The 21,880-nt window shown below is 61.0% G+C and carries 22 protein-coding genes; 9 read left to right on the top strand and 13 right to left on the bottom strand.

The genetic code is table 11. From position 1 onward, the window contains the following. Positions 1-28: 28 nt before the first annotated feature. Entirely contained in the window at positions 29-388 is a 360-nt protein-coding gene (locus MCB86_RS18090) for a cupin domain-containing protein (RefSeq protein WP_239611761.1), read from the top strand. Positions 389-466: 78 nt separating this feature from the next. Further along, the gene (locus tag MCB86_RS18095) at positions 467-1,141 is read left to right on the top strand and encodes a helix-turn-helix transcriptional regulator (protein WP_239611762.1); all 675 of its coding nucleotides are present in this window, start codon (positions 467-469) and stop codon (positions 1,139-1,141) included. A 42-nt stretch (positions 1,142-1,183) separates the two neighbouring features. On the opposite strand, the gene feaR is transcribed toward MCB86_RS18095, so the two are convergent. Both feaR and MCB86_RS18105 read right to left on the bottom strand, forming a co-directional pair. Further along, positions 1,184-2,170 carry a transcriptional regulator FeaR gene (gene feaR / locus MCB86_RS18100; protein ID WP_239611763.1) on the bottom strand — a complete coding sequence of 329 codons (987 nt, stop codon included), beginning with the start codon at positions 2,168-2,170 and terminating at the stop codon, positions 1,184-1,186. Positions 2,171-2,366: 196 nt separating this feature from the next. Beyond that, a complete protein-coding gene (locus MCB86_RS18105; RefSeq protein ID WP_239611764.1) occupies positions 2,367-3,206 on the bottom strand; it encodes a DUF1206 domain-containing protein in 840 nt (279 codons plus the stop codon). A 362-nt stretch (positions 3,207-3,568) separates the two neighbouring features. Here MCB86_RS18105 and MCB86_RS18110 point away from each other — a divergent pair, with 362 nt between their 5' ends. Together MCB86_RS18110 and tadA are read left to right on the top strand one after the other, a co-directional pair. Then, on the top strand, positions 3,569-4,939 hold the full coding sequence (locus MCB86_RS18110) for a multicopper oxidase family protein (protein ID WP_045163090.1): 1,371 nt from the start codon (positions 3,569-3,571) through the stop codon (positions 4,937-4,939). A 69-nt stretch (positions 4,940-5,008) separates the two neighbouring features. Further along, on the top strand, positions 5,009-5,524 hold the full coding sequence (gene tadA, locus MCB86_RS18115; protein ID WP_045163089.1) for a tRNA adenosine(34) deaminase TadA: 516 nt from the start codon (positions 5,009-5,011) through the stop codon (positions 5,522-5,524). Between the two features lie 19 nt (positions 5,525-5,543). Here tadA and MCB86_RS18120 read toward each other — a convergent pair whose 3' ends face one another. Together MCB86_RS18120 and argF are read right to left on the bottom strand one after the other, a co-directional pair. After that, on the bottom strand, positions 5,544-6,653 hold the full coding sequence (locus MCB86_RS18120) for an ABC transporter ATP-binding protein (protein ID WP_045163088.1): 1,110 nt from the start codon (positions 6,651-6,653) through the stop codon (positions 5,544-5,546). Then, positions 6,650-7,570, bottom strand: a complete 921-nt coding sequence (gene argF, locus MCB86_RS18125) for an ornithine carbamoyltransferase (RefSeq protein ID WP_239611765.1) — start codon at positions 7,568-7,570, stop codon at positions 6,650-6,652. Before argF ends, MCB86_RS18120 begins: the two co-directional genes overlap by 4 nt. A gap of 272 nt (positions 7,571-7,842) precedes the next feature. On the opposite strand from argF, the gene grxD reads away from it, so the two are divergent. After that, a complete protein-coding gene (gene grxD, locus MCB86_RS18130; RefSeq protein ID WP_045163086.1) occupies positions 7,843-8,169 on the top strand; it encodes a Grx4 family monothiol glutaredoxin in 327 nt (108 codons plus the stop codon). Between the two features lie 157 nt (positions 8,170-8,326). Here grxD and bfr read toward each other — a convergent pair whose 3' ends face one another. Both bfr and MCB86_RS18140 read right to left on the bottom strand, forming a co-directional pair. Further along, positions 8,327-8,797, bottom strand: coding sequence for a bacterioferritin (gene bfr / locus MCB86_RS18135; RefSeq protein ID WP_021209934.1), 471 nt, complete (start codon positions 8,795-8,797; stop codon positions 8,327-8,329). A gap of 199 nt (positions 8,798-8,996) precedes the next feature. Next, positions 8,997-9,215: a bacterioferritin-associated ferredoxin gene (locus tag MCB86_RS18140; protein ID WP_045163085.1), complete on the bottom strand. Its 219-nt coding sequence runs from the start codon at positions 9,213-9,215 to the stop codon at positions 8,997-8,999. Positions 9,216-9,432: 217 nt separating this feature from the next. On the opposite strand from MCB86_RS18140, the gene MCB86_RS18145 reads away from it, so the two are divergent. Beyond that, positions 9,433-9,975 (top strand): YaeQ family protein, encoded by a 543-nt coding sequence (locus MCB86_RS18145; RefSeq protein ID WP_045163084.1) that lies wholly within the window; start codon positions 9,433-9,435, stop codon positions 9,973-9,975. 48 nt (positions 9,976-10,023) lie between these two features. Here the strand turns inward: MCB86_RS18145 and MCB86_RS18150 are convergent, their stop codons facing one another. From MCB86_RS18150 to MCB86_RS18165, 4 genes are all read right to left on the bottom strand, one after another. Next, on the bottom strand, positions 10,024-11,241 hold the full coding sequence (locus MCB86_RS18150; RefSeq protein WP_239611766.1) for an NRAMP family divalent metal transporter: 1,218 nt from the start codon (positions 11,239-11,241) through the stop codon (positions 10,024-10,026). Between the two features lie 165 nt (positions 11,242-11,406). After that, on the bottom strand, positions 11,407-12,336 hold the full coding sequence (locus tag MCB86_RS18155; protein WP_239611767.1) for a biotin-dependent carboxyltransferase family protein: 930 nt from the start codon (positions 12,334-12,336) through the stop codon (positions 11,407-11,409). Next, complete coding sequence (gene pxpB, locus MCB86_RS18160; protein ID WP_239611768.1) at positions 12,333-13,037, bottom strand: 5-oxoprolinase subunit PxpB; 705 nt, start codon at positions 13,035-13,037, stop codon at positions 12,333-12,335. Before pxpB ends, MCB86_RS18155 begins: the two co-directional genes overlap by 4 nt. Beyond that, on the bottom strand, positions 13,034-13,783 hold the full coding sequence (locus MCB86_RS18165; RefSeq protein ID WP_239611769.1) for a 5-oxoprolinase subunit PxpA: 750 nt from the start codon (positions 13,781-13,783) through the stop codon (positions 13,034-13,036). The genes pxpB and MCB86_RS18165 overlap by 4 nt, the downstream gene beginning before the upstream one ends. Before the next feature lie 194 nt (positions 13,784-13,977). Between MCB86_RS18165 and MCB86_RS18170 the strand changes: the two genes are divergently transcribed. The 3 genes from MCB86_RS18170 (at position 13,978) to MCB86_RS18180 (ending at position 18,483) form a co-directional block, all read left to right on the top strand. Continuing rightward, positions 13,978-14,505, top strand: coding sequence for a winged helix DNA-binding protein (locus tag MCB86_RS18170; protein ID WP_025242572.1), 528 nt, complete (start codon positions 13,978-13,980; stop codon positions 14,503-14,505). 30 nt (positions 14,506-14,535) lie between these two features. Beyond that, a complete protein-coding gene (gene recJ, locus MCB86_RS18175) occupies positions 14,536-16,251 on the top strand; it encodes a single-stranded-DNA-specific exonuclease RecJ (protein ID WP_045163079.1) in 1,716 nt (571 codons plus the stop codon). Between the two features lie 135 nt (positions 16,252-16,386). After that, positions 16,387-18,483, top strand: coding sequence for a molybdopterin oxidoreductase family protein (locus MCB86_RS18180; protein ID WP_239611770.1), 2,097 nt, complete (start codon positions 16,387-16,389; stop codon positions 18,481-18,483). Positions 18,484-18,552: 69 nt separating this feature from the next. On the opposite strand, the gene MCB86_RS18185 is transcribed toward MCB86_RS18180, so the two are convergent. From MCB86_RS18185 to MCB86_RS18195, 3 genes are all read right to left on the bottom strand, one after another. Next, a complete protein-coding gene (locus tag MCB86_RS18185; protein WP_045163077.1) occupies positions 18,553-19,029 on the bottom strand; it encodes a nuclear transport factor 2 family protein in 477 nt (158 codons plus the stop codon). 71 nt (positions 19,030-19,100) lie between these two features. Continuing rightward, the gene (locus MCB86_RS18190) at positions 19,101-21,158 is read right to left on the bottom strand and encodes a pyridoxamine 5'-phosphate oxidase family protein (RefSeq protein ID WP_239611771.1); all 2,058 of its coding nucleotides are present in this window, start codon (positions 21,156-21,158) and stop codon (positions 19,101-19,103) included. A 51-nt stretch (positions 21,159-21,209) separates the two neighbouring features. Next, a complete protein-coding gene (locus MCB86_RS18195; RefSeq protein WP_239611772.1) occupies positions 21,210-21,839 on the bottom strand; it encodes a glutathione S-transferase in 630 nt (209 codons plus the stop codon). Positions 21,840-21,880: the final 41 nt, after the last annotated feature.

The raw sequence follows: 21,880 nt of genomic DNA on the forward strand, positions 1-21,880 counted from the left end.
ACGACTCACCTCAACTGGAGGAACTGCCATGACCCCGATCAAACAGCGTGTTACGTATCAAGAACTGGATAGCTGGGGCACTGTCGCTGACCTTGGCTCGGAAATCCTCGAAGGTGAAGCGAAGATAGCCGGTCGCATGACCTTCGGTGCGCCGACCGATCCGGTCAGCGCTGGCTACTTCGCCGCGACCAGGAGCAAGTTCCGCATGGTCTATCCGTTCACCGAACAGGCCACCGTCGTGCACGGCGAAGTGGTCCTGACCGATGAAAAGACCGGACAAAGCACCCGATACAAAGCTGGCGAGAGCTGGTTCGTCGAAAAAGGCACGCCCGTTCTGTGGGACGTCGTCAGCGACAGCTTCACCAAGCACTACCTCGCGGTCGTCTGACCCATCCGAGCCCGCCGGAAGGTCTGGCGGGCTCATTCTCTCGGTTGGCTTCGAAGAGCCATACAAGGGGGGCGTTACATGCTTGCGATTGAAGGGTCCGGGGTGTCCGCCACCCAGGCATGCCTCAGGGCGGTGACTTTGGCGGTTCCTGCGGCTAGCGCTGCGCTGTACCGCATCGATGAGGGGCTCGACGCCTTCGACTACGAACTGCTCGGGCTGACGCCCACCATGCACCAGCGCTACCTCGATACCTACCAGCGCTTCGATCCGTTGAGACCCGTCCGATGTCAGGCGCTAGGCCTGGATCTCGTCACCCTCGATGAAGCCCGGGCCGTCCAGTCACGTTCTGCCTGCGATACCTACGGCCGATTTCTTGCCCGTTTTGGCGTGTGCGATGTCGTGGAGCTACTGGTCAGCGATCAAGGCCGACCTGTATTGGGTATCTCGCTGCTGCGTATCGTAGGGCAGGGGACGTTCAATGATCGCGACCTTGACTGCCTGGCGGGCATGCGCGGCTTGCTCCAGCTGGCTCTACCATCGCTCTGTCCACCGTCGGCCGACGCGTTCAAGCGCTTGACCAGTCGTGAGCGCGAATTGACCGAACTGCTCCGTCAGGGAGCGAGCAACAAGGTGCTGGCCCAGACACTCGGGGTTGGCTTGCCCACGATCAAGACGCATCTCAACAACCTCTATCGCAAGTTGGGCGTGCATAACCGCACCGAGCTGATCGCGACGCTTTTTCTGCAGAACTGAGGGTTCTGCAGTAAGCGTCCGGCGTAAATCGCTTGCCCCGGCTTAGTTCAAGCGCATCAACGCCTGGAGCGAGACGGCACGATAGTCCTTGGGACTGGCCTCGTACTGTTTCTTGAACGAGCGACTGAAATGCGCCGAATCGGTGAAACCCCATTTGTATGCGATCGAGGTGATCGACTGATGGCGCAGGTTCGGGTTGGCCAGGTCGGCCGCGCTGCGTTTGAGTCGCATGCGCTGAATGTAACGGCAGACACTGTCTCCCTGCTCTTCGAACAGGCGGTACAGATGTCGAACGGATATTTCCAACCGAGTCGCAAGCGAGAGGGGCGTGAGGTTCGGCTGACCGAGCGACTCATCGATTAGCTTGTACACGCAAGCACGGAGGCTTTGGCTGTCCAGCGACTCGAACACCATGTCCTGGTTGGCGTTGCGGCAAAGCGACGGCCTTAGCAGCGTCGTGAACGCAGACAGTAGGGAGCCCGCCTCGCTGGTATCTGCGGTAGAGCCTTCTTCATACAGGCAGAGCTGGTCGATGAGCAGCTTGAGCATGCGGCCGCTGGTGTGATTGGTCGAGACCTTGCCGAACTGTGTACCGGGGCTGCGCAGCACTTTGACCACCTCAGCTCGGGGGAGCGCAAAGGAGGCATGTTCGATCAGTCCCTGGGGAGTGATTTCGCAACTGCCCACCGAATCCATCAAAACGATATCGCCCGGAACGAGCGTGAAGGTTATGCCGTTCTGTGAAATCTGGGACGTACCGCTGCGCTGACTGACCAGAAAGCAATTGCTCTCATCCTCGCGGTCCGGGCGGCGAGTGCGTCTGATCAAGCCGGCATTGGTCTTCAAGTGGGCAAGTGTGATTCCTGCATGAGCTCGGGCTTCAACTTCGCCAATGAACAGGGAGCGGTTATAGGCGAGCTGTGTTTCATAGGCGCCGCAAACCGATTCGATTGATTGCTGCCAACGTTCCAATGCGTGGTGTGTGGTCTGTTGCCCCAACATGGCGCCCTCCGAAGCACAGCTGCTCATTCGTAATTCGTTAATATGTTACCTATCGGAGCAATTTGCTCCTTTAGGCCAACCATAATTAGAAAGGAGCATTTTTTGTGCCAGCGCTCGTCAGCGGTGAATGGAAAATTCCTGATCGAGCTGCTGTGGATAGCAGTACGCTGGTTCGCGCCTAGTCATTGCGTCGGCTTGTACGAAAGCCTTCCCGGCTTTGCTGCTAGTGGATGACCGCCGGCATGTCGATACGGCGCCAGATGGCTTCGAAGACGCTGTACAGGGCGAAAGCCGCCAACCCGAGACCGACCAGCGAGAGCCAGAAGGCACCGAAGGGCAGGCTTTGTAACGCATTCAGCGCATCTTCCAGACCAGGCGGATCGGTTGGTTCGTAGCGCGCTCCGCCACTGAAAAGCATGCCGGCAATGATCAGGAAGGCAACACCTCGCGCAATCAGACCTGCGCGTGAAATCGGTCGGACCCAGCGCATGACATCTTCGGAGGCGTAGAAATATTTTTCGAACTTTGCTTTCCAGCCCTTGATGATATGAGCGATACCCACGCCAAGCGGAATCAGTGCAACGGCGTAGACCAGGTAGTTGGAAAACTTCCAGCCGAGCAGACCCGATAGGAAGTCCTGGCCATCAGAGCCGCCACTGCCACCTGCATTGCCTATCGGACTGCCGAGCAGGCCCAGCGTGAACAGCGTGAGCAGGGCATAGGCGATCGCGCTGCCGACCAGACCAGCTCGGATCGCGAGGCCTTTGGCGTCGGCGCCATGACCTTCCGGATCGGCGATCGCCTGAGTCAGGCGCCATGCCGCATAGGCCACGAGCCCTACCACCAAGATCCAGAGCAAGGTTTCACCGAACGGCTGGCCCAACAATTGTTGGATGGCGCCTTTTGTGCCGATGGTTTCACCGCTGCCGATACCGGCAAGGAACGCGAAAGCGCCGATGATCAGGTAGACCACGCCTCGAGCGGCGTACCCGCTCCGTGCGAGCCAGACGATGCCTTTGCTTATGCTGTCGTCATCTTTTGCACTGGCTGGGTTGGTGTGCATAGAGCATCCTTGTGTATGTAAGTGTGTTCAGTAGACGCGTAACGTCGCGCAACGGTTCGCGAAACTCGGGACACAGCTGCCGGCCGGTGGTGGTAGCAATGAGAGCGAACGTAAACGGGACGCCGAGCCGAGCCCGCTAGGCAGCGGCGCCAGGCACCACTGAGCCGTCGGCATGGCTGCTAGTGCTGCAGGGCTATTGATGCCGATTGCCAGCGGCTTCTGAGCGCGGCAAATCCTGCCGGCACGGTTGGCCGTCGCGAGGTTGCGGCTATCGGACACAGATCAAGGCGTCGTGGCGGTCGCACAATCCCGACAGTTAATGAGAAACTGTGTCGTCTTCACGTAAGGAACTTCCGAGCATCATGTCGTTTAGCCGTAGACAGATACTCACCGGGCTGGTCGGGCTGGGCGCCGTCGGCGCAGGCGTCGGGGGCGTACGCTACTGGCTCGGGCGTCCCGCTGATGTCGCCACCCATGATTACGACCTGATCGCAGCACCCGCTGATATCGAGCTGATTCCTGGTGCGGCGACGCCCGCCTGGTGTTACGGCGGGCAAGCTCCAGGCCAAGAATTGCGTGCGCGACAGGGTGACTGGCTGCGGGTGCGCTTCACCAATCATCTGCCGGAACCGACCACCATCCACTGGCATGGCATCCGTCTGCCGTTGAACATGGATGGCGTGCCGTACGTATCGCAGCTTCCGGTGTTGCCGGGCGAGTCATTCGATTACCGCTTTCAGGTGCCTGATGCAGGCAGTTTCTGGTATCACCCGCACACTCGCAGCGCCGAACAGCTTGGTCGCGGCCTGGTCGGGCCGCTGATCATTGAGGAACGTGAGCCGAGCGGCTTCCGCCACGAGCGCACGCTGAGCCTGAAGAGCTGGCACGTCGACAAGGAAGGCGCATTCACAGCCTTCAGCGTACCGCGCGAAGCCGCACGCGGCGGCACTCCGGGCGTGCTCTCGAGCGTCAATGGCGAGCATGCGCCGACATTGGAATTACCCGCCGGACAGGTGGTGCGCCTGCGCATTCTCAACCTGGACAACACGCTGACCTACCGGTTGAATCTGCCGGACGGAGAAGCGCGTCTCTATGCGCTCGATGGCAACCCGATCGATCCGCGTCCGCTCGGCAAGGGTTATTGGTTGGGGCCGGGCATGCGCGCGGATTTGGCGTTGAAGGTTCCGCCGGCTGGCGAGGAGCTGTCGCTGCGTAATGGTCCGCTACGGTTGGCCACCCTGAAGTCGGTGAACACCAACGAGGTAGGGGGGGACTGGCCTGCGGCGCTACCCGCCAATCCTGTCGCCGAACCGAATCTGCAGCAGGCCGAAACCCTGCGCTTCAACTTCGAATGGGCCGGCACCTTGTCCAGCGACGCGGGGCAGGACAAGGCGTTCACCTTCTGGCAAATCAACGGCCAGGCCTGGGACATCAACGACAAGACCTGTGCGGACCGACCAATCGCGACGCTGAGAAAGAACGGCCACTACATCTTCGAACTGCGTAACCTCAGCCAATATCAACACCCGATTCATTTGCACGGCATGACCTTCAAGGTGATCTCGTCCAACCGCAAGAAGATCGACCCCTGGCTCACCGATACCTATCTGCTGGGCAAGAATGAAACCGCCAGAATCGCGTTGGTGGCGGATAATCCGGGCGTTTGGATGTTTCACTGCCATGTCATCGACCATATGGAAACCGGGCTGATGGCGGCCATCGAAGTGGTGTAAGCAGCTGCTGCCAAGCGTCACAACAGCAAGTGAACAGCGAGTGTCTGGAGTGGGTAAGCTGGATTTGAAATGAAAAGACCCGTGATCATCGATCGTTCTCGTGACGAGGACTTCATGCGTGAAGCGTTAGCGCTGGCCGCAGAAGGTGCGCAGTTGGGAGAAGTTCCGGTAGGGGCGGTAGTGGTGCAGAACGGCCAGGTCATCGGCCGCGGCTTCAATTGTCCGATATCTCGCCACGACCCCAGCGCGCATGCCGAAATGGTGGCGATCCGTGACGCAGCAGCGAATATCGCAAACTACCGACTGTCGGGCAGTACGCTGTACGTGACGCTAGAGCCTTGCAGTATGTGCGCCGGACTGATTGTGCATTCACGCATCCAACGAGTGGTGTACGGCGCTACGGAGCCCAAGGCTGGTGTAGCGATCAGCCGCGGGCAGTTCTTTTCCCAGGCGTTTCTCAACCACCGCGTGGTGGTCGAAGGTGGCGTTATGCCAGATGCGTGCAGCGCAATGCTGAGCGAGTTCTTTCGGGCTCGGCGCCTCAAGGCTCGTGAAGGTGGGGCACTGGGGCAGGTGGAAGGCTGAGAGGGCGAACGTCTGACGATCAGACGTTGCCGCTGTAGCGACGCACGCCTGCTTCCGGCAGCTTTTCGTGGGCGGCAATACTGCCCTGGGCGGGAAATACCACCAAATGGTCGGCGGCGATGCCAATGCCGACATCCTGGCCGGTCGGATAGTCCGCATGGCTGGGGAAGATCCCTTCGAGCAGATTGCCGGTCGGCAATTGCAGGCGATACAAGGTCGAGGCGCCGAGGAACGTCTTGCCGACGATGAGCGCCTTGAGCGCGCTTTGCGGCGAATAGACGATGTCGTCGGGGCGCAGCAGAACGTCCACCGAGCTGCCGGCCGGCATGGTATAGGCACGGTTGCCGCGAATGACGCCAAGCTCGGTCTGTACCGTTTCCGGATCGATCAACTGTCCGCGAATGAAGTAACCCTGGCCGATGAAGCTTGCGACAAAAGGCGTAAGCGGTTCATGGTAAAGGTTGAACGGCGTGTCCCACTGTTCCAGGCGACCATCCTTGAATACCCCGACCTGATCGCTGACGGCGAACGCTTCTTCCTGATCATGGGTGACGAGAATCGCACTGGTGCCTCGCGCCTTGAGAATCTCTCGTACTTCATGGCTCAGGCGGCGCCGCAGGTCGCCATCAAGGTTGGAGAAAGGCTCGTCGAGCAGCAGCAGCTCCGGTTCGGGAGCGAGTGCTCGAGCAAGCGCGACACGTTGCTGCTGACCGCCGGATAGCTCGTGCGGGTAGCGCTTGCTGAGGGGCGAAAGATGCACCAGCTCGAGCATTTCGCGAACGATACGTTGGCTGTGCGGGTGCTTGCGAATGCCGAAGCCGATATTTTCCGCCACGGTCAGATGGGGGAACAGTGCATAGTCCTGGAAAACCATGCCGATCCGGCGCTTCTCCGGCGAGAGCGTGAAGCCACGTCGCGAGAGTACGGCGTCGCCCAGCTGGATCTCGCCTTCGTTAATGTGCTCGAAACCGGCGATGGCCCTTAGCGTGGTGGTCTTGCCGCAGCCGGAAGGCCCCAGCAGGCAGCCGATGTCGCCGCGATTCAAGTGCAGATTGAGGTTCTGGACGACGCTCTGTCCGCCATAACCGCAGTCCAGATTGCGCAGATGCAGCAGCGGCTGATGGCTCATGCGTGGTGGTAGGCCGGCTCGACCAGAAATTCAAGCAGGGCCTTCTGTACATGCAGACGGTTTTCGGCCTGGGACCAGGCGACTGAGCGAGGGTCGTCGAGCAGGTCGTGGCTGATCTCCTCGCCTCGATGAGCCGGCAGGCAATGCATGAACAGCACGTCTTCGGCCGCCACGTCGAGCAGGGCGCGGTCGACCTGATAGGGGCGGAAGGTGGCGATCCGTGCGGCGACTTCGTCTTCCTGGCCCATCGAGGCCCATACATCGGTACTGATAAGATGAGCGCCGGCAGCCGCTTCTCGCGGGTCGCGGACGATCTTTACCCGATCACCCGCTTTGGCCAGCAGTTCGCCCTCGGGCTCGTAGCCTTCAGGGCAGGCGATACGCAGTTGGAAATCGAACTGGATCGCTGCTTCCATATAGGAGTTGCACATGTTGTTGCCATCGCCAATCCAGGCCACCGTCTTGCCGGCGATGCTGCCACGGTACTCATGGAACGTCTGCATGTCGGCCATCAGTTGGCAGGGATGCAGATCGTCGGACAGGCCATTGATGACGGGCACCGATGAGTGGGCCGCGAACTCGGTCAGGGTGGCGTGAGCAAAGGTGCGAATCATGACCGCATCAAGCATGCTCGACATGACGATGGCCGAGTCGCTGATCGGCTCGCCGCGCCCCAGTTGAGTATCGCGAGGCGAGAGGAAGATCGCCTGGCCGCCCAGTTGAATCATGCCGGCCTCGAACGACAATCGAGTCCGCGTCGAGGCTTTCTCGAAGATCATTCCCAGAACCCGATTCTTCAGCGGCTCGAACAGAATGCCGCGCTCGCGCAGATCCTTCAGCTCGATGCCGCGACGAACCAGGCCAAGTAGCTCCTGGGGCGTGCAATCCATCAGTGAGAGAAAATGCCTTGCGCTCATATCAACTACCTTTATTGCCGCAATCGAGGCCTGGGGTTTTTTCAAGAAAAAAGGAGGCCTACGACAGGGGTCGCACCAGAAGCGACGAAACGGGAAAGGCGCGATCTTATCCAGAAAGCCTTCACGGGCGCAAATCGGCCTCAGCACGCTGGAAACGTGCCCCACAAGCGAGCATTTATAAGTGGTGGAAGAGAAAAGCCGAGTCCGCGACTCGGCTTTTAACCTGTTGTTACGGTACAATGCGCGCCAACCGTGACTAGCCGAGGTGCCCCATGGATATCATCGAAACCATCAAAGAGCAGATCGAAAAGAACCCGGTGCTGCTGTACATGAAAGGCTCGCCCAACGCCCCGCAGTGCGGCTTCTCCGCCCGCGCGACGCAGGCTGTGATGGGCTGCGGCGAAAAATTCGCTTACGTGGACATCCTGCAGAATCCCGAGATTCGGGCGAACCTGCCGAAATACGCCAACTGGCCGACCTTCCCACAGCTGTGGGTCAACGGCGAGCTGGTCGGTGGCAGCGACATCATTCTGGAAATGTTCGAGAAAGGTGAACTGCAACCGCTGATCAAGGAAGCCGTGCAGAAAGCCGGCGCCTGATCGCGATGCCCGACTGAACCCGCCGCACGGCGGGTTTTTTATGTCTCGACGCCTTTCGATCGAGGCGTGGCGGTCGCTGCAAAGCCGCGTTGCGCTGGGCAGATGCTGGAATGAAAACGGGAGCCGATGGCTCCCGTTCGCATTACAGGCAGAAGAATCAGTCGTCCATCTGGGACTGGAGATAGTTTTCCATGCCGACCTTGTCGATCAGGCTCAACTGGGTTTCCAGCCAATCGATGTGTTCTTCTTCGGACTCGAGGATGTCTTCCAGCAGCTCGCGGCTTCCGTAGTCGCCGACGCTCTCGCAGTAGGCAATGGCAACCTTGAGATCCTGGACGCCCCCCTGCTCGAGCTTTAGGTCGCAGTCGAGCATTTCACGCGTGTTCTCGCCGATCAGCAGCTTGCCGAGATCCTGCAGATTGGGCAGACCTTCGAGAAACAGGATTCGCTTGATCAGCTTGTCGGCATGCTTCATCTCGTCGATGGATTCGTCGTATTCATGCTTGCCGAGCTTGCCGAGTCCCCAATCTTCATACATGCGGGCATGCAGAAAATACTGGTTGATGGCGACCAGCTCATTGCCGAGGATTTTGTTGAGGTGCTGAATGACTAGCTTGTCGCCTTTCATGTCGGTGTCCTGCGTTGAATCAATATGTTCGATGCAGGCAGTCTGGCCACCAACTCGTGGGCTGTCAAACCTAAGTCGTTGAATGCAAAAGGGTAAAACTGAATAAGAATACGTCTGTTCCGCGAATGGGGAGCAACACTTTGATTTACGGTCAGAAAAAAGCCGGGCATAGGCCCGGCTTCGAAATATGCTGTTTCTATCAGGCGGGAGCGAAACCGGCGGGGTAGGCCAGGGAAACCTGAGCGCTTTGGACATTGCTCAGCGTTTCACGGACCACTTGCTTGGCAAGGCATGCACATTTGCCGCACTGGCTGGCAACGCCGGTGGCCTCACGTACCTCACGATAGCTGCAGCAGCCTTCGTAGATGGCTTCACGGATCTGGCCGTCGGTAACACCCTGGCAAAGACACACGTACATATGAACTACCCGTTGGGTCTGCGATGTTTGAGATGCTAAACAGAATGAGAATGATTGTCAAAGATCGTTCGTCGGGTAGCGTGCGCCGCCTGGATAGCCGAATTGTCGCTGTGGTTGCATGCGTATAGACGGTTGGCTGAATTGCGCTAATCGAGTGATAAAAGTCCGAACGCGCGATGGGTTAAACTGCGTCCCCTTTTCTGTGTCTGGAGCCGTCATGGCCCTGCAAGCCACGCCCTATAAAGTTGAGATCAATCTCACTGACCTCGATCGCCACGTTTATCAGGATCTGCGCTTTACGGTTGCCCGGCATCCGTCGGAAACCGAAGAGCGTCTCGCCGCCCGGTTGATCGCCTATGTGCTCTGGTACGGCGAGCAGTTGGCGTTCGGCCGCGGGCTATCGGATGTCGACGAGCCGGCGCTATGGGAGAAAAGCCTGGACGATCGCGTGCTGCACTGGATCGAAGTCGGCCAGCCAGACGCCGAGCGGATCACTTGGTGTTCACGGCGTGCGGAACGATTCAGCCTGGTGGCCTACGGCAACTTGCGTGTCTGGCAGACCAAGGTTCTCGACAGCGTGCGCAGCCTGAAGAAGATCAACGTGGTGGCGGTCGATCAGGAGGCGCTGGAAACCGTGGCGCGTGATCTGCCGCGGGCAATCAGCTGGAGTGTCATGATTAGCGAGGGCGGATTGTTCATCACCGATGAGCGCGGCCAGCATGAAGTACCGCTTGAATGGTTGATCGGCGAGCGCGGCTAAAGCGCCGGAAGGACTCGCCGGGGCGTCTGTGCCCCGGCAAGCAGCGATTCAGGACTGCCAGAACTGCACCAGGGCGTTGAAGGAGAGCACCACGCCCGCTGCGGTGGCGATCATTGCCAGCAGGCCGAATACCAGCATCCAGGTGGGATGGCGGTACTCGGTGCCGACAATGCTCGGCTTCTTGGCTGCCCACAGGACACAACCCAGTGCCAGCGGCAGCACCAGTGCATTCAACGAGCCGGCGATGACCAGTACCTTGACCGGTTGGCCGACCAGGCTGTAGATCAATGTCGAACAGGCGATGAAAGCGATCACTACGCGCTGATTGTTGCGCTGGATGCTCTCATGCAGCGAATACATGAAGGTTACGCTGGTATAGGCGGCACCGATCACCGAAGACACTGAAGCGGCCAGCAGCACCACACCGAAAATCTTGTAACCCACCGTACCCATCGAATGGGAGAACACCGACGCGGCCGGGTTGCCGGGATCCAGGCTCAGCCCCTGGCTGACGACGCCCAGGGCGGCCAGGAACAGGCAGATCCGTACTACGCCCGTCGTCGCGATACCGGTCACTGCGGCGCGCGTCACGACGCCCACGTTCTGTACGCCGGTGATGCCGGCTTCCACCAGGCGATGGCCGCCTGAAAACGAGATATAACCGCCCACGGTACCGCCCACCAGTGTCACGATCGGCAGCAGCAGGATCAGCGGGTCGTCGGGATTGAAGCTGCGGTTCAAGGCTTCCATGACCGGCGGGCTCGATTGCAGCATGGCGTAGCCGATCATGCACAGCATGACCAGTCCAAGCAGCTGCATCACCGAGTCCATGACGCTTTTGGCGTTGCGCAGTAGAAAGATGCCGATGATCAGTACCGCTGCGATCAGTGAGCCGATCACCGGCGGTACGCCGAAAATCACGTTCATTGCCAGGCCGGCACCACCGATATTGCCGATATTGAAGGCGACTCCGCCGAGCACGATGAATGCGGAAATCAGGTGGCCGACCCCCGGCAGAACCCGGTTCGCCACGTCCTGACCGCGCATGTTGGCAACGGTGATGATCCGCCAGATGTTGAGCTGGGCGCCGATGTCGATCAGCAGCGAAATGACAATGGCGAAGGCGAAGCTCGCCAGATATTTCTCGGTGAACAGCGAAGTCTGGGTCAGAAAGGCGGGGCCGATCGACGAGGTTGCCATTATGAAGATGGCGCCGCGCAGGACGTTGCGTTGCGACGCAGGGGTGGCGCTGGAGGTGGGGTGCATTGGAGTACCTTTTTTCTTTATTGGCGTTGGGGCAGGTAGGAATGCAGCCGGGCGTGAACCGGACTCTCTTGTAATTGTTGTTTTGGTTTTGTGTGGTCTGGTCTGGGTCGGGTCACCTTTGGGTTTTCTATCGCGTTCGGGAGTACGGTCCGTTGATTCGCTTCGCTATCGAGAGGGCTGACGACGCCAGCTACCTAGCAGCCCGCGTTGCTGGTTCTGCGCGCGCTCCAGGGATATTGGTTTGAGCCGCAATGTGGTTCCCGGCATGCACTGAGCCAGATGAGCGACTGCCAGCGGCGTTAGGGCGCCGAGCCGCGGATAGCCACCGATGGTCTGCCGGTCGTTGAGCAACACGATGGGCTGGCCATCCGGCGGGACCTGAATGGCCCCGAGCGGAACGCCTTCGGAAATCATCGACTGGTGCGAGCTGCGCAGTACCGGCCCGCGCAGGCGAACGCCCATACGATCGGCCCGCTGGTCCACGGTCCATTCGCAGTTGAATGCATCGAACAGGCTTCGCCCGCTGAAGTCACCGATCTGTGCACCCAATACCACCGGCAGCGCATTAGAAGTGATCAGCGGCAGTGTCTGGGTGGCATCCAGAGTTCGCGGTAGGGGGGCTGCGCCATTCCAGTGCAGCCGGTCGCCTGACGCCAATGGTTGGCCGTTTCCGTGTAGCCCACCTAGTTCTTCCCGGCGTACCGTCGCGCAGCTGCCGAGTAGCTGCGGGGCCACGAAACCACCGGGCGCGGCAAGGTAGGCGCGCACGCCCTGGCGCGGCTGGGCGAAGCTGAGCCGTTGCCCCCTGCGAATGCTGAAGCTGCGTCCCGGCGCGATGGGCTGACCGTCCAGTGTGGCGCCCAGATCGGCGCCGCACAGCGCCACGCAGGTATCGGCTTCGGCGAGCAGCACGACATTACCAAGGGTGATTTCCAGGGTAGCGGCCTGCAGCGGATTACCCAGCAGCCAGTTGGCCCAAGCCTGGGAGACCCAGTCAGCAGCGCCGCCCTGGGTCACGCCCAGGTGACGGACACCGAACCGGCCGCCGTCCTGCAAGCTGGCCAACGCGCCACTGCGTTCGATCAGCAGGCTCATGGCATCACCTCGAACGGGCTGTCGTCACCGCCGAGGCGCACGAATTCATCGTGCTCGATAGGCTGAAAACGCACATGGTCGCCAGGCTGCCAGATGCTGTAACCCTCCATTTCTCGATCGAACAGCCGGGTTGGGCTGCGGCCGATCAGGTTCCAGCCCCCGGGCGAAACGAGCGGATAGATCGCGGTCTGGCGGTCAGCGATACCCAAGCTGCCAGCCGGGACCTGTTTACGGGGTGTCTGCAAGCGAGGACTGGCGAGGATTTCATCGACCAACCCCATGAAGGCGAAGCCCGGCGCAAAGCCCAGCGCGAACACCTGATAAGTTCGGGCGCTGTGCTGCTCGATCACACCGGATATTCCCAACCCGCTGCGCTGGCCGAGGGCCTCGAGCTCCGGCCCGACGCTGGGGTCGTACCACACCGGAATGTTCAGCTCGCGCGCCTGACCACCTGCGTCCGGCTGCAATTCATGCAGGGCATCGGCGATGCACTGGCGCGCCTGATGGTCGTCCAGTCGTGTCAGGTCGTAATGCACCAGCAGCGTCGTATAAGAGGGCACCAGGTCGATCAGCGCCGCACCGAAGACCTCACGCAGACGGCTGGCCGCAGCCAGAAGCCAGGGCATATGGGCTTCGTCGATCTCATCGAACAGGCGCAGCATCAGGCTGTCGATGCCGACCACTTCGATACGCGGCTTCATCCCGCAAGGCTCTCGAGCGTCTGGCGGATGCGCTGCACCGCAGCAACCGAGCCGGCGTTGTCGCCATGCACACAGAGCGTGTCAGCGCGCAGAACCAGCGCGCTGCCATCGCTGGCGATCAATGGTTCGCCTTTGGCCAGGCTGAGCGCCTGGGCCGCGACAGTATTGGCATCGTGATGTACCGCACCGGGCAGGGCGCGGGAAACCAGCATGCCGGAGGCGTCATAGGCCCGATCAGCGAATACTTCGAACCAGAGCGTGATGCCGAGCTCGTCCGCCATTGTCTGGCTGGCGCTGTTGTCGCGTGTCGACATTAGCGTCAGCGGCAGCGACGGCGCGTAGGAAACGATTGCAGTCATCACGGCGCGCAGCAGTTCTGGCTTGCGCATCATGTCGTTGTACAGCGCGCCGTGGGGTTTGACGTAGCGAACCCGGGTGCCCTCGGCGCGACAGATGCCGTCCAGCGCGCCGATCTGGTAGAGCAGCATGTTCTCCACTTCCTTCGGGCTGCAGTCCATGGAGCGGCGACCGAACCCGGCCAGATCGGGATAAGCCGGATGCGCGCCGATCTGCACGTCATGCTGTGTCGCCAGCGCCACGGTGCGCCGCATGACCTGGGGATCCGACGCGTGGAAGCCGCACGCGATATTGGCGCAGTCGATGAAGGGCATGACCTCGGCGTCCATGCCCATGGTCCAGGCGCCAAAGCTTTCGCCGATATCGCAATTCAGGAGTAGGGCGTTCATGGGTCCTCTGTGACGGGCTGCCCCGTGTGACAAGTCGATGCGTGGAAATACGATGATAAATTATCGATAATTTATCAATAAATATTTTTCGTAGCGCCGCCGAACCGTCTCTCGGTGCGCATTGCTGTATGCTTGCGGACCCGATTCACCTGGATGGCAGCCAGCGGCCATCCTCATTTTTCATGGTCCGCAAGATGGTTGACGCCAAATCCCCTCGTCCGTTGCGATCGTCCATCGTGGCGTCGGCGCATCTCGCCGAGCAGTCGCAGGAACTCTCAGAACTCGAATACGGCATCATCATCGCCAGCGCCGCGCTGATGCGCTGGATGGAACGCTGCATGAAGGCCTCCGGTGCGGTGGAAATGAATGCGCTGGACGTCATGGTGCTGCACAACCTGACCAGCCGCGGCCGTGCCAAGCGACAGGCGGATATCTGTCTGCTGCTGAACATCGAAGACACGCACACCGTGACCTACGCGCTGAAAAAGCTCGGCAAGCTGGGCCTGGTGACGGGTGAGAAGCAAGGCAAGGAAATGTTCTACCGAACCACCGACAAAGGCCGCGAGCTGTGTCAGGAATACGCTGATATCCGTCGCGAATGCCTGATCGCGTCCTTCGAGAACCTGAATATCGACCCGGAGGAGATTCACCGCCTCGCCGGGATGCTGCGCGCCATGTCGGGCCTGTACGATCAGGCCGCGCGCGCCGCGACTTCGCTCTGAACGCCTCACGCTGAACCGGATAATCCCAGAATGCGCATTGAACCCCGCCCGTTGCCCGACCTGTTGCCCGATCTGGGTGACCTGCCGCCTCTGCTGACACGCCTCTATGCGGCACGTGGCGTGCAGTCGGTGATTGAACTGGACAAGGGCCTGGCGCGCTTGATCCCGTACGACCAGCTCAAAGGTATCGACGCGGCCGTGACGCTGTTGGTCGAGGCGCTGGAAAAGCGTCAGCGCATTCTCTTCGTCGGTGACTTCGATGCCGACGGCGCCACCGCCAGCACGGTTGGCGTCCTGGGCCTACGCCAGTTGGGCGCCGCGCATGTGGATTACCTGGTGCCCAATCGCTTCGAGTACGGCTATGGCCTGACCCCTGAGATCGTCGCTGTGGCGCTGGAGCGCCAGCCCGATCTGCTGGTGACGGTGGACAACGGCATCTCCAGTGTCGACGGCGTGGCGGCAGCCAAGGTGGCCGGACTCAAAGTACTGGTAACCGATCACCACCTGCCCGGGCCCGAACTGCCGGCGGCGGACGCCATCGTTAACCCCAACCAGCCGGAATGCGCCTTCCCGAGCAAGTGCATCGCGGGCGTCGGCGTCATCTTTTACGTACTGCTGGCGCTGCGTGCCCGGTTGCGCGAGTTGGGCTGGTTCGCCCGCAATGGTTGGGCGGAGCCGAACCTGGGCGAATTGCTGGATCTGGTGGCGCTGGGCAGCGTCGCCGACGTGGTCCCGCTGGATGCCAACAACCGCATCCTGGTGCACCAGGGCCTGGCGCGCATACGCGCGGGTCGCGCGCGGCCTGGGCTGCGGGCAATCCTCGAGGTTGCCGGGCGCGATCATCGGCGGATCACCTCGACCGATCTCGGCTTCATTCTCGGCCCGCGGCTGAATGCGGCGGGGCGCCTGGATGACATGGCGCTGGGCATCGAATGCCTGCTTTGCGAAGACGAGGCACTGGCGCGGGACATGGCCGTGCAGCTGGATCAACTCAACCAGGACCGCAAGGGTATCGAGCAGGGCATGCAGCGCGAGGCGCTGGCCCAGCTCAAGGACTTGCCGCTCGAAGACATGCCGTTCGGCCTCTGCCTGTTCGAGCCGGACTGGCACCAGGGCGTCATCGGTATTCTCGCTTCGCGGCTTAAGGAGCGCTATCACCGGCCGACCATCGCCTTTGCCGATGCTGGCGAAGGCGTGCTCAAGGGGTCGGCACGTTCGGTGCCGGGCTTCCATATTCGTGATGCGCTGGATGCGGTGGCGGCACGTCATCCGGGTCTGATCAGCAAGTTCGGCGGCCATGCGATGGCGGCAGGTCTATCGCTGCCAGAAGCGAACTTTGGCGCCTTTGCGGCCGCCTTCGATGCCGAAGTGCGCCGGCAGTTGTGCGAAGACGATCTGACCGGACGGCTGCTCACCGATGGGCAGTTGAGCATCGAGGAGTTTCATCTCGAACTGGCCAAGGCACTGCGCAACGCCGGCCCCTGGGGACAGCATTTCCCAGAGCCGGTGTTCCACGGTGTGTTCCAGTTGGTGCAGCAGCGCCTGGTCGGCGAGAAGCACCTGAAGATGGTGCTCAAGAGCGAATGCGGCTCGCTGACTCTCGATGGCATCGCATTCAATATCGACCGGGATCTCTGGCCCAACCCCAACGTGCGCTGGGCCGACCTGGCCTACAAGCTGGACGTCAATGAATTCCGCGGCCGTGAAAGCGTGCAGCTGCTGGTGGCGCATATCGCCGCGCGTTGATTCGCCAGGCCCTCGTTCGGGATCCAAGATCGGCCTGCTGAATCGAGGAGCATTTACCAGGGCGCAATTGATTGTTGCCTGGTCGTCGTGGGCCTAGAGTGATTGGATTAAAAGAACAATCCTCCGGAGCCCGCGATGAGCGAATCGACCCAGCACCACCGTGCATGCCATCTGTGCGAGGCCATCTGTGGCCTGACAATCGAAACTCGCGACGAGCAAATCGTTTCGATCAAGGGCGATCCGCAGGACAGCTTCAGTCGCGGCCACATCTGTCCCAAGGCCGTCGCGCTGCAGGACATCCAGAACGATCCGGACCGTCTGCGTCATCCCATGCGCCGCGTCGGCAACGAGTGGCAGGCCATCGAGTGGGACGCTGCGTTCGAGCTGGTCGCCGAGCGCCTCGCCGAGATTCGCGAGCGCCATGGCAATAACGCGGTGGCCGTTTACCAGGGCAACCCCAGCGTGCACAACTATGGGTTGATGACCCACAGCAACTACTTCCTCGGTCAGCTGAAGACTCGCAATCGTTTCTCCGCCACCTCGGTCGACCAGCTGCCGCATCACTTGACCAGCCTGATGATGTACGGCCACGGTCTGCTGATTCCTATCCCGGACATCGATCACACCGATTTCATGCTGATACTGGGTGGCAATCCGTTGGCCTCCAACGGCAGCATCATGACCGTGCCGGATGTGGAAAAGCGTCTCAAAGCCTTGAAGGCGCGTGGCGGCAAACTGGTGGTGGTGGATCCGCGTCGCAGTGAAACGGCGGCCATTGCCGACCAGCATCTGTTCGTTCGCCCTGGCGAAGACGCAGCGCTGCTGTTCGGTTTGCTCAATACCCTGTTCGAAGAAGACCTGACCCGTGCCAGTCATTTACCTGTGGAGGGGCTGGATGAGCTGCGCACGGCAGTGGCGCCTTTCACCGCGGAGGCTATGAGTACACGCTGTGGGGTGCCGGCCGTGCAGATTCGTCAACTGGCCCGGGATTTCGCTGCGGCCGACAAAGCGGTCTGCTATGGGCGCATGGGCGTCTCCACGCAAGCGTTCGGCACGCTGTGCCAATGGCTGGTGCAGTCGATCAATCTGGTCACCGGCAACCTCGACCGGGTGGGCGGCGCGCTCTGCACCCAGCCGGCGGTGGACCTTGTGGCCAGCACTTCGGGTGGCCACTTCAATCGCTGGCAAAGCCGGGTCTCGGGGCTGCCGGAATATGGTGGCGAGCTACCGGTATCGGCGCTGGCTGAGGAGATGCTCACCGAAGGGGAAGGGCAGGTGCGTGCGTTAGTCACCGTGGCCGGTAATCCGGTACTGTCCACGCCCAACGGCCGTCAGCTGGAACAGGCGTTGGATGGGCTGGAGTTCATGCTCAGCGTCGACTTCTACATCAACGAAACCACTCGTTACGCCGATCTGATCCTGCCGCCGACGGCGCCGCTGGAGCATGATCACTACGACACCACTTTCAACGTCTTCGCGGTGCGCAACGTCACTCGCTTCAACGAAGCGGTGCTCGCCAAGCCGGCGGGTGCGCTGCATGACTGGGAAATCTTCGTCGGGCTGGCCAAGGCGTTCGCGGCGCGTACCGGAATCGAGCTGAAATCGACCATGGCGCCCGAGCAGATGATCGATCTGGGCTTGCGTGCCGGTCCGCATGGCGACGGCAGCGCGTCTGGCCTGAGTCTCGCCAAACTGCGTGATTACCCGCACGGCCTGGATCTGGGGCCGCTGCAGCCGAACCTCGCCGGCCGCCTGAAGACCGCGACCAGACAGGTGCAGGTCGCACCGGAACTGTTCCTCGGAGACCTGAAGCGCTTCGCCTCCGCGCCGCAGTCGGCGTCGGATCAACTGGTGCTGATTGGACGCCGTCATGTCCGCAGCAACAATTCCTGGATGCACAACTACCATCGTCTGGTGAAGGGTAAGCCGCGTCATCAGTTGCTGATGAATCCGGCGGACTTGAGTCGCCTCGAATTGACCGATGGTCAGCGTGTGCGGGTTCGTTCGCGGGTCGGCATGATCGAGGTGGAGGTTGCTGCCAGCGACGAGATGATGCCCGGTGTAGTCAGCCTGCCGCATGGCTGGGGCCACGCTCGCCCCGGCGTGCAGATGGGCATCGCCAGCAGCCAGCCGGGCGCCAGCGCCAACGATCTGACCGATGAGCGCCAGCTGGACGCGCTGTCCGGCAATGCTGCGCTCAACGGTGTGCCGGTGCGGGTGGAAGCCGCCTAGCGTCCGGGCCATCGGGCCATCGGGCCATCGGGCGATCACCGGAGCTTTTGGCGGGCGCGAGGTGGGCTGTTATAGGCCTAGATCCGACAGTCCTGGATGGTCATCGGGACGGCGACCTTGCGGCCAGCGGAATTTCCTGTCGGACTCCTGAATGGGTAAATCATTGATGCAGGCAAATCGATGAGCCATCAGGCCGTTTTCAGCGAACTCCCAGTTTTCGTTGCCGTAGGAGCGGAACCAGTTACCCGAATCGTCGTGCCATTCATAGGCGTAACGCACGGCGATTCGGTTATCGGTAAACGCCCAAAGCTCTTTGATCAGCCTGTATTCCAGTTCCTTGTTCCATTTGCGAGTCAGAAACGCCTGCGCCTCAGCTCGACTGGTGACGAATTCCGAGCGGTTTCGCCACTTGGTGTCCGGGGTATAGGCCATGGCCACTTTTGCCGCATCGCGGCTGTTCCAGCCATCTTCGGCCAGTCGGACTTTCAATACCGCTGACTCCCGAGTGAAGGGAGGAACAGGTTGACGGATTTCGGTGGTAGACATGGCGATCGCTCCGGTTTCGAGAAAGAGATATTGAGGATAGTCGTCGGTTCGGGCTGTTGCGGCTGGCGGCACTAGAGTTCAAGGACCAAGGGCTGACTCCCATTCTCACCTTTCGCGGGTACGGCGCAGCAGATCAGCACCATGTCGCTCTCCGGCATTTCCACCGGAGGATTGGGGTAATGGACAACGCCGCTGATCCGACGTGTCTTGCAGGTCCCGCAGGAGCCTCCACGGCAGCTGAAATCGGGGTTCAGACCGCGGCTTTCCGCCAGCTCCAGCAGGCTGCCGCTTCCTGGAGTCCAGCGTGCTTCCAGTGCCGATAACGAGAAAAGCACCGGCACCGGAGCGCTGGCAGCCGGCGCTTGAATCAAGGCGGTGGAATGTTCGGCCGCTGACCGCTGAAGCATCGAAGGGCCGAATGCCTCGGCGTGGATTCGCTCATCCGCAATGTTCAGTGCGCGCAAACCGTCGTACAGGTCCTGGATGAACCCGGCTGGCCCGCAGAGATAAAAGTCGTAGTCATCGAACGCAAGCCTGGCCTTGACGTCGGCTAAGCCGAGGCGACCGGCTATTTCGTAGTCGCGCCCAAGAACCGCTTCCGTGCCCGGCCTGCTCAGCGCCCGGTGGACGTGCAGCTGCCCAGCATCGCGCTGTAGCAGTTGCTCAAGCTCCTCCTGAAACGGAAGGTCCTCCAGCGCCCTGGCGCTCTGGAACAGATGGATGTGGCGTTCCCTTTGCTGCGTCTGGTTTTGCCAGGCCAGCTCCCTGAACATGGAAATAAGCGGTGTAATGCCGACCCCCGCGCCAATCAATACCGCCGGTCTTGCGGTGTCAACCGTCAGGGTGAAGCTGCCCAGTGGCGGACGAACCTCCAGAATGTCGCCCACCTGCACCTTGTCGTGGAGATGTTGGGATGCGAGCCCCTGCGCCTTGACGCTGATGCGAATGTGACCATCGGAAGGGGCGCTGGAGATGCTGTAGGTCCTGATCAGTGCCGCTTCACCGTCGGCGTATAGGCGCATCGGCAGGTGCTGTCCGGGGTTGAATTCCACCGGAGTATCGTCCAGCGGTTGGAGGATGAATGAGCGAATGTCTCTGCTTTCGTCCTGCAGCCGCATCACCCGCCACGGTTGCCACCGCCGGTGCTGTTCGTTCTGCCGCAGCTTTTCGTCTGCTGCGGCCCAGGTGCCGGTCATCAAGCTGGTCGGTGCGTAGCCATGGAACGTCCAGCGCAGAGACACGGCGGCCGGCCTCAGCACCACGTGCTCCACGTCGAAGGTAAACAGCCGCTCGGCGCCTTCGAATGCGCGGACGATCGGGCCGTCCAGAATCAGTTCCGTGCGCCCGCTAAGTTGCAGCATGTCGCCGCTGGTGAAGTCGACAAACAACAGCCCGGCGCGGGAGTTGACCTTCAGATTCCCCAACGTGGCGAAGAACTGATTGCCCGCATAGTCGGGAATGAACAGCCGGTTGCCTTCGACCTTCACAAACCCGGCGCGACCTCCCCGGTGGGAGACATCCACGGAGCGGTGGTGGTCGTCATGATCGAAGTAGCTGGCGATGAAAAATGTGTCGGCGGCGCGGATCATCTCGGTGGTTCGAGGGTTCAACGCAGTGAAATCCTCGCGCGCTCCGCGGTCTTTCCACCGCTCCGTCGAGCGCGTATAGGACCTTTCCTGGATGTACTTCGGGCAGTTACCAAAGGAATGCTCGACCACAACCTCGAGGCGGTCCGGTGCGGCGTGTTCGATCATGCCGTTGATGCGATTACGTCGGCGCGTATGCAGCTCGATACCGAGCATGCCGACGGCATGACCCGCCTGCAGGCCAGCCGCGGCCGGGTCCTGGCTGTCGAGAGGTGCCGCAAGCACCAAATGCTGTGGATCCGGAGAAACGACGAAACCCTCCGGCCCCTCCATCAGCGTGGCCCAAGGACGGTTCCGCGCATCGACCGCGCCGACGACCATGAAGGGCAATTGATGATAGAACTCCCGGTGCTGGTCGGGCATGTAGTCACGAATGGCCTTCTGGCCAACAACGTCCATTCGCTCGGTCGCGCCGACTGTTTCCTGAAGCATTTTTTCGCCGGCATGCCAGGGTGACTGACGGTGCTTGGGGAGATGATTCATGGAAGACGCTCCTTGGGAAGACTGCCGGAAAGCCCAGCAGCCGGTGCCCACTCAGTTGCTCTGCAAACCGACGGCAGTGCGCTGCATGGGTACGAAGCCGGGAAGCGCTTCTATACGCTCCAGCCAGGCGCGCACATTGGGGTAGGCCTGCAGCGACACGTTGCCTTCCGGGGCATGGGCGATATAGGTGTAGTTGGCGACATCGGCGATTGTTGCGGTGTTGCCGGCCAGGAACGGCGAGCTGGTCAACTCGCTATCCATCACCTTGAGCAAGGCGTGGGAGCGCGCGGTGACATCATCGGCATTCAACGGGGCGCCGAATACCGTGATCAGGCGCGCGGCGGCCGGCCCATAGGCAATCTGGCCTGCGGCAACCGATAGCCAGCGCTGAATGCGCGCGGCACCGAGGGGATCTTCAGCCAGCCAACTGCCGCCACCGTATTTTTTTGCCAGATAGACCAGGATCGCGTTGGAGTCGCTGAGCGTGGTGCCGTTGTCTTCGATAACCGGAACCTGGCCAAACGCATTGATGGCCAGGAATTCAGGCTTTTTGTGCGCACCATTCGCCAGGTCTACCAAAACCAGCTCGGTTGGCAGCTTCATCAACGAGAGCAGCAGCTCGACGCGATGGGCATGGCCCGAAAGAGGATGGCGATACAGTTTGATGGCGGCTTGGGTCATGGTCGTGGCTCCGTAGCTGGTTGAGAGAAGTCAGCGCAGCT

Origin of the sequence: Pseudomonas sp. KSR10, assembly GCF_022355455.1 — a bacterium.
Taxonomy (GTDB): Bacteria; Pseudomonadota; Gammaproteobacteria; order Pseudomonadales; family Pseudomonadaceae; genus Stutzerimonas; species Stutzerimonas stutzeri_E.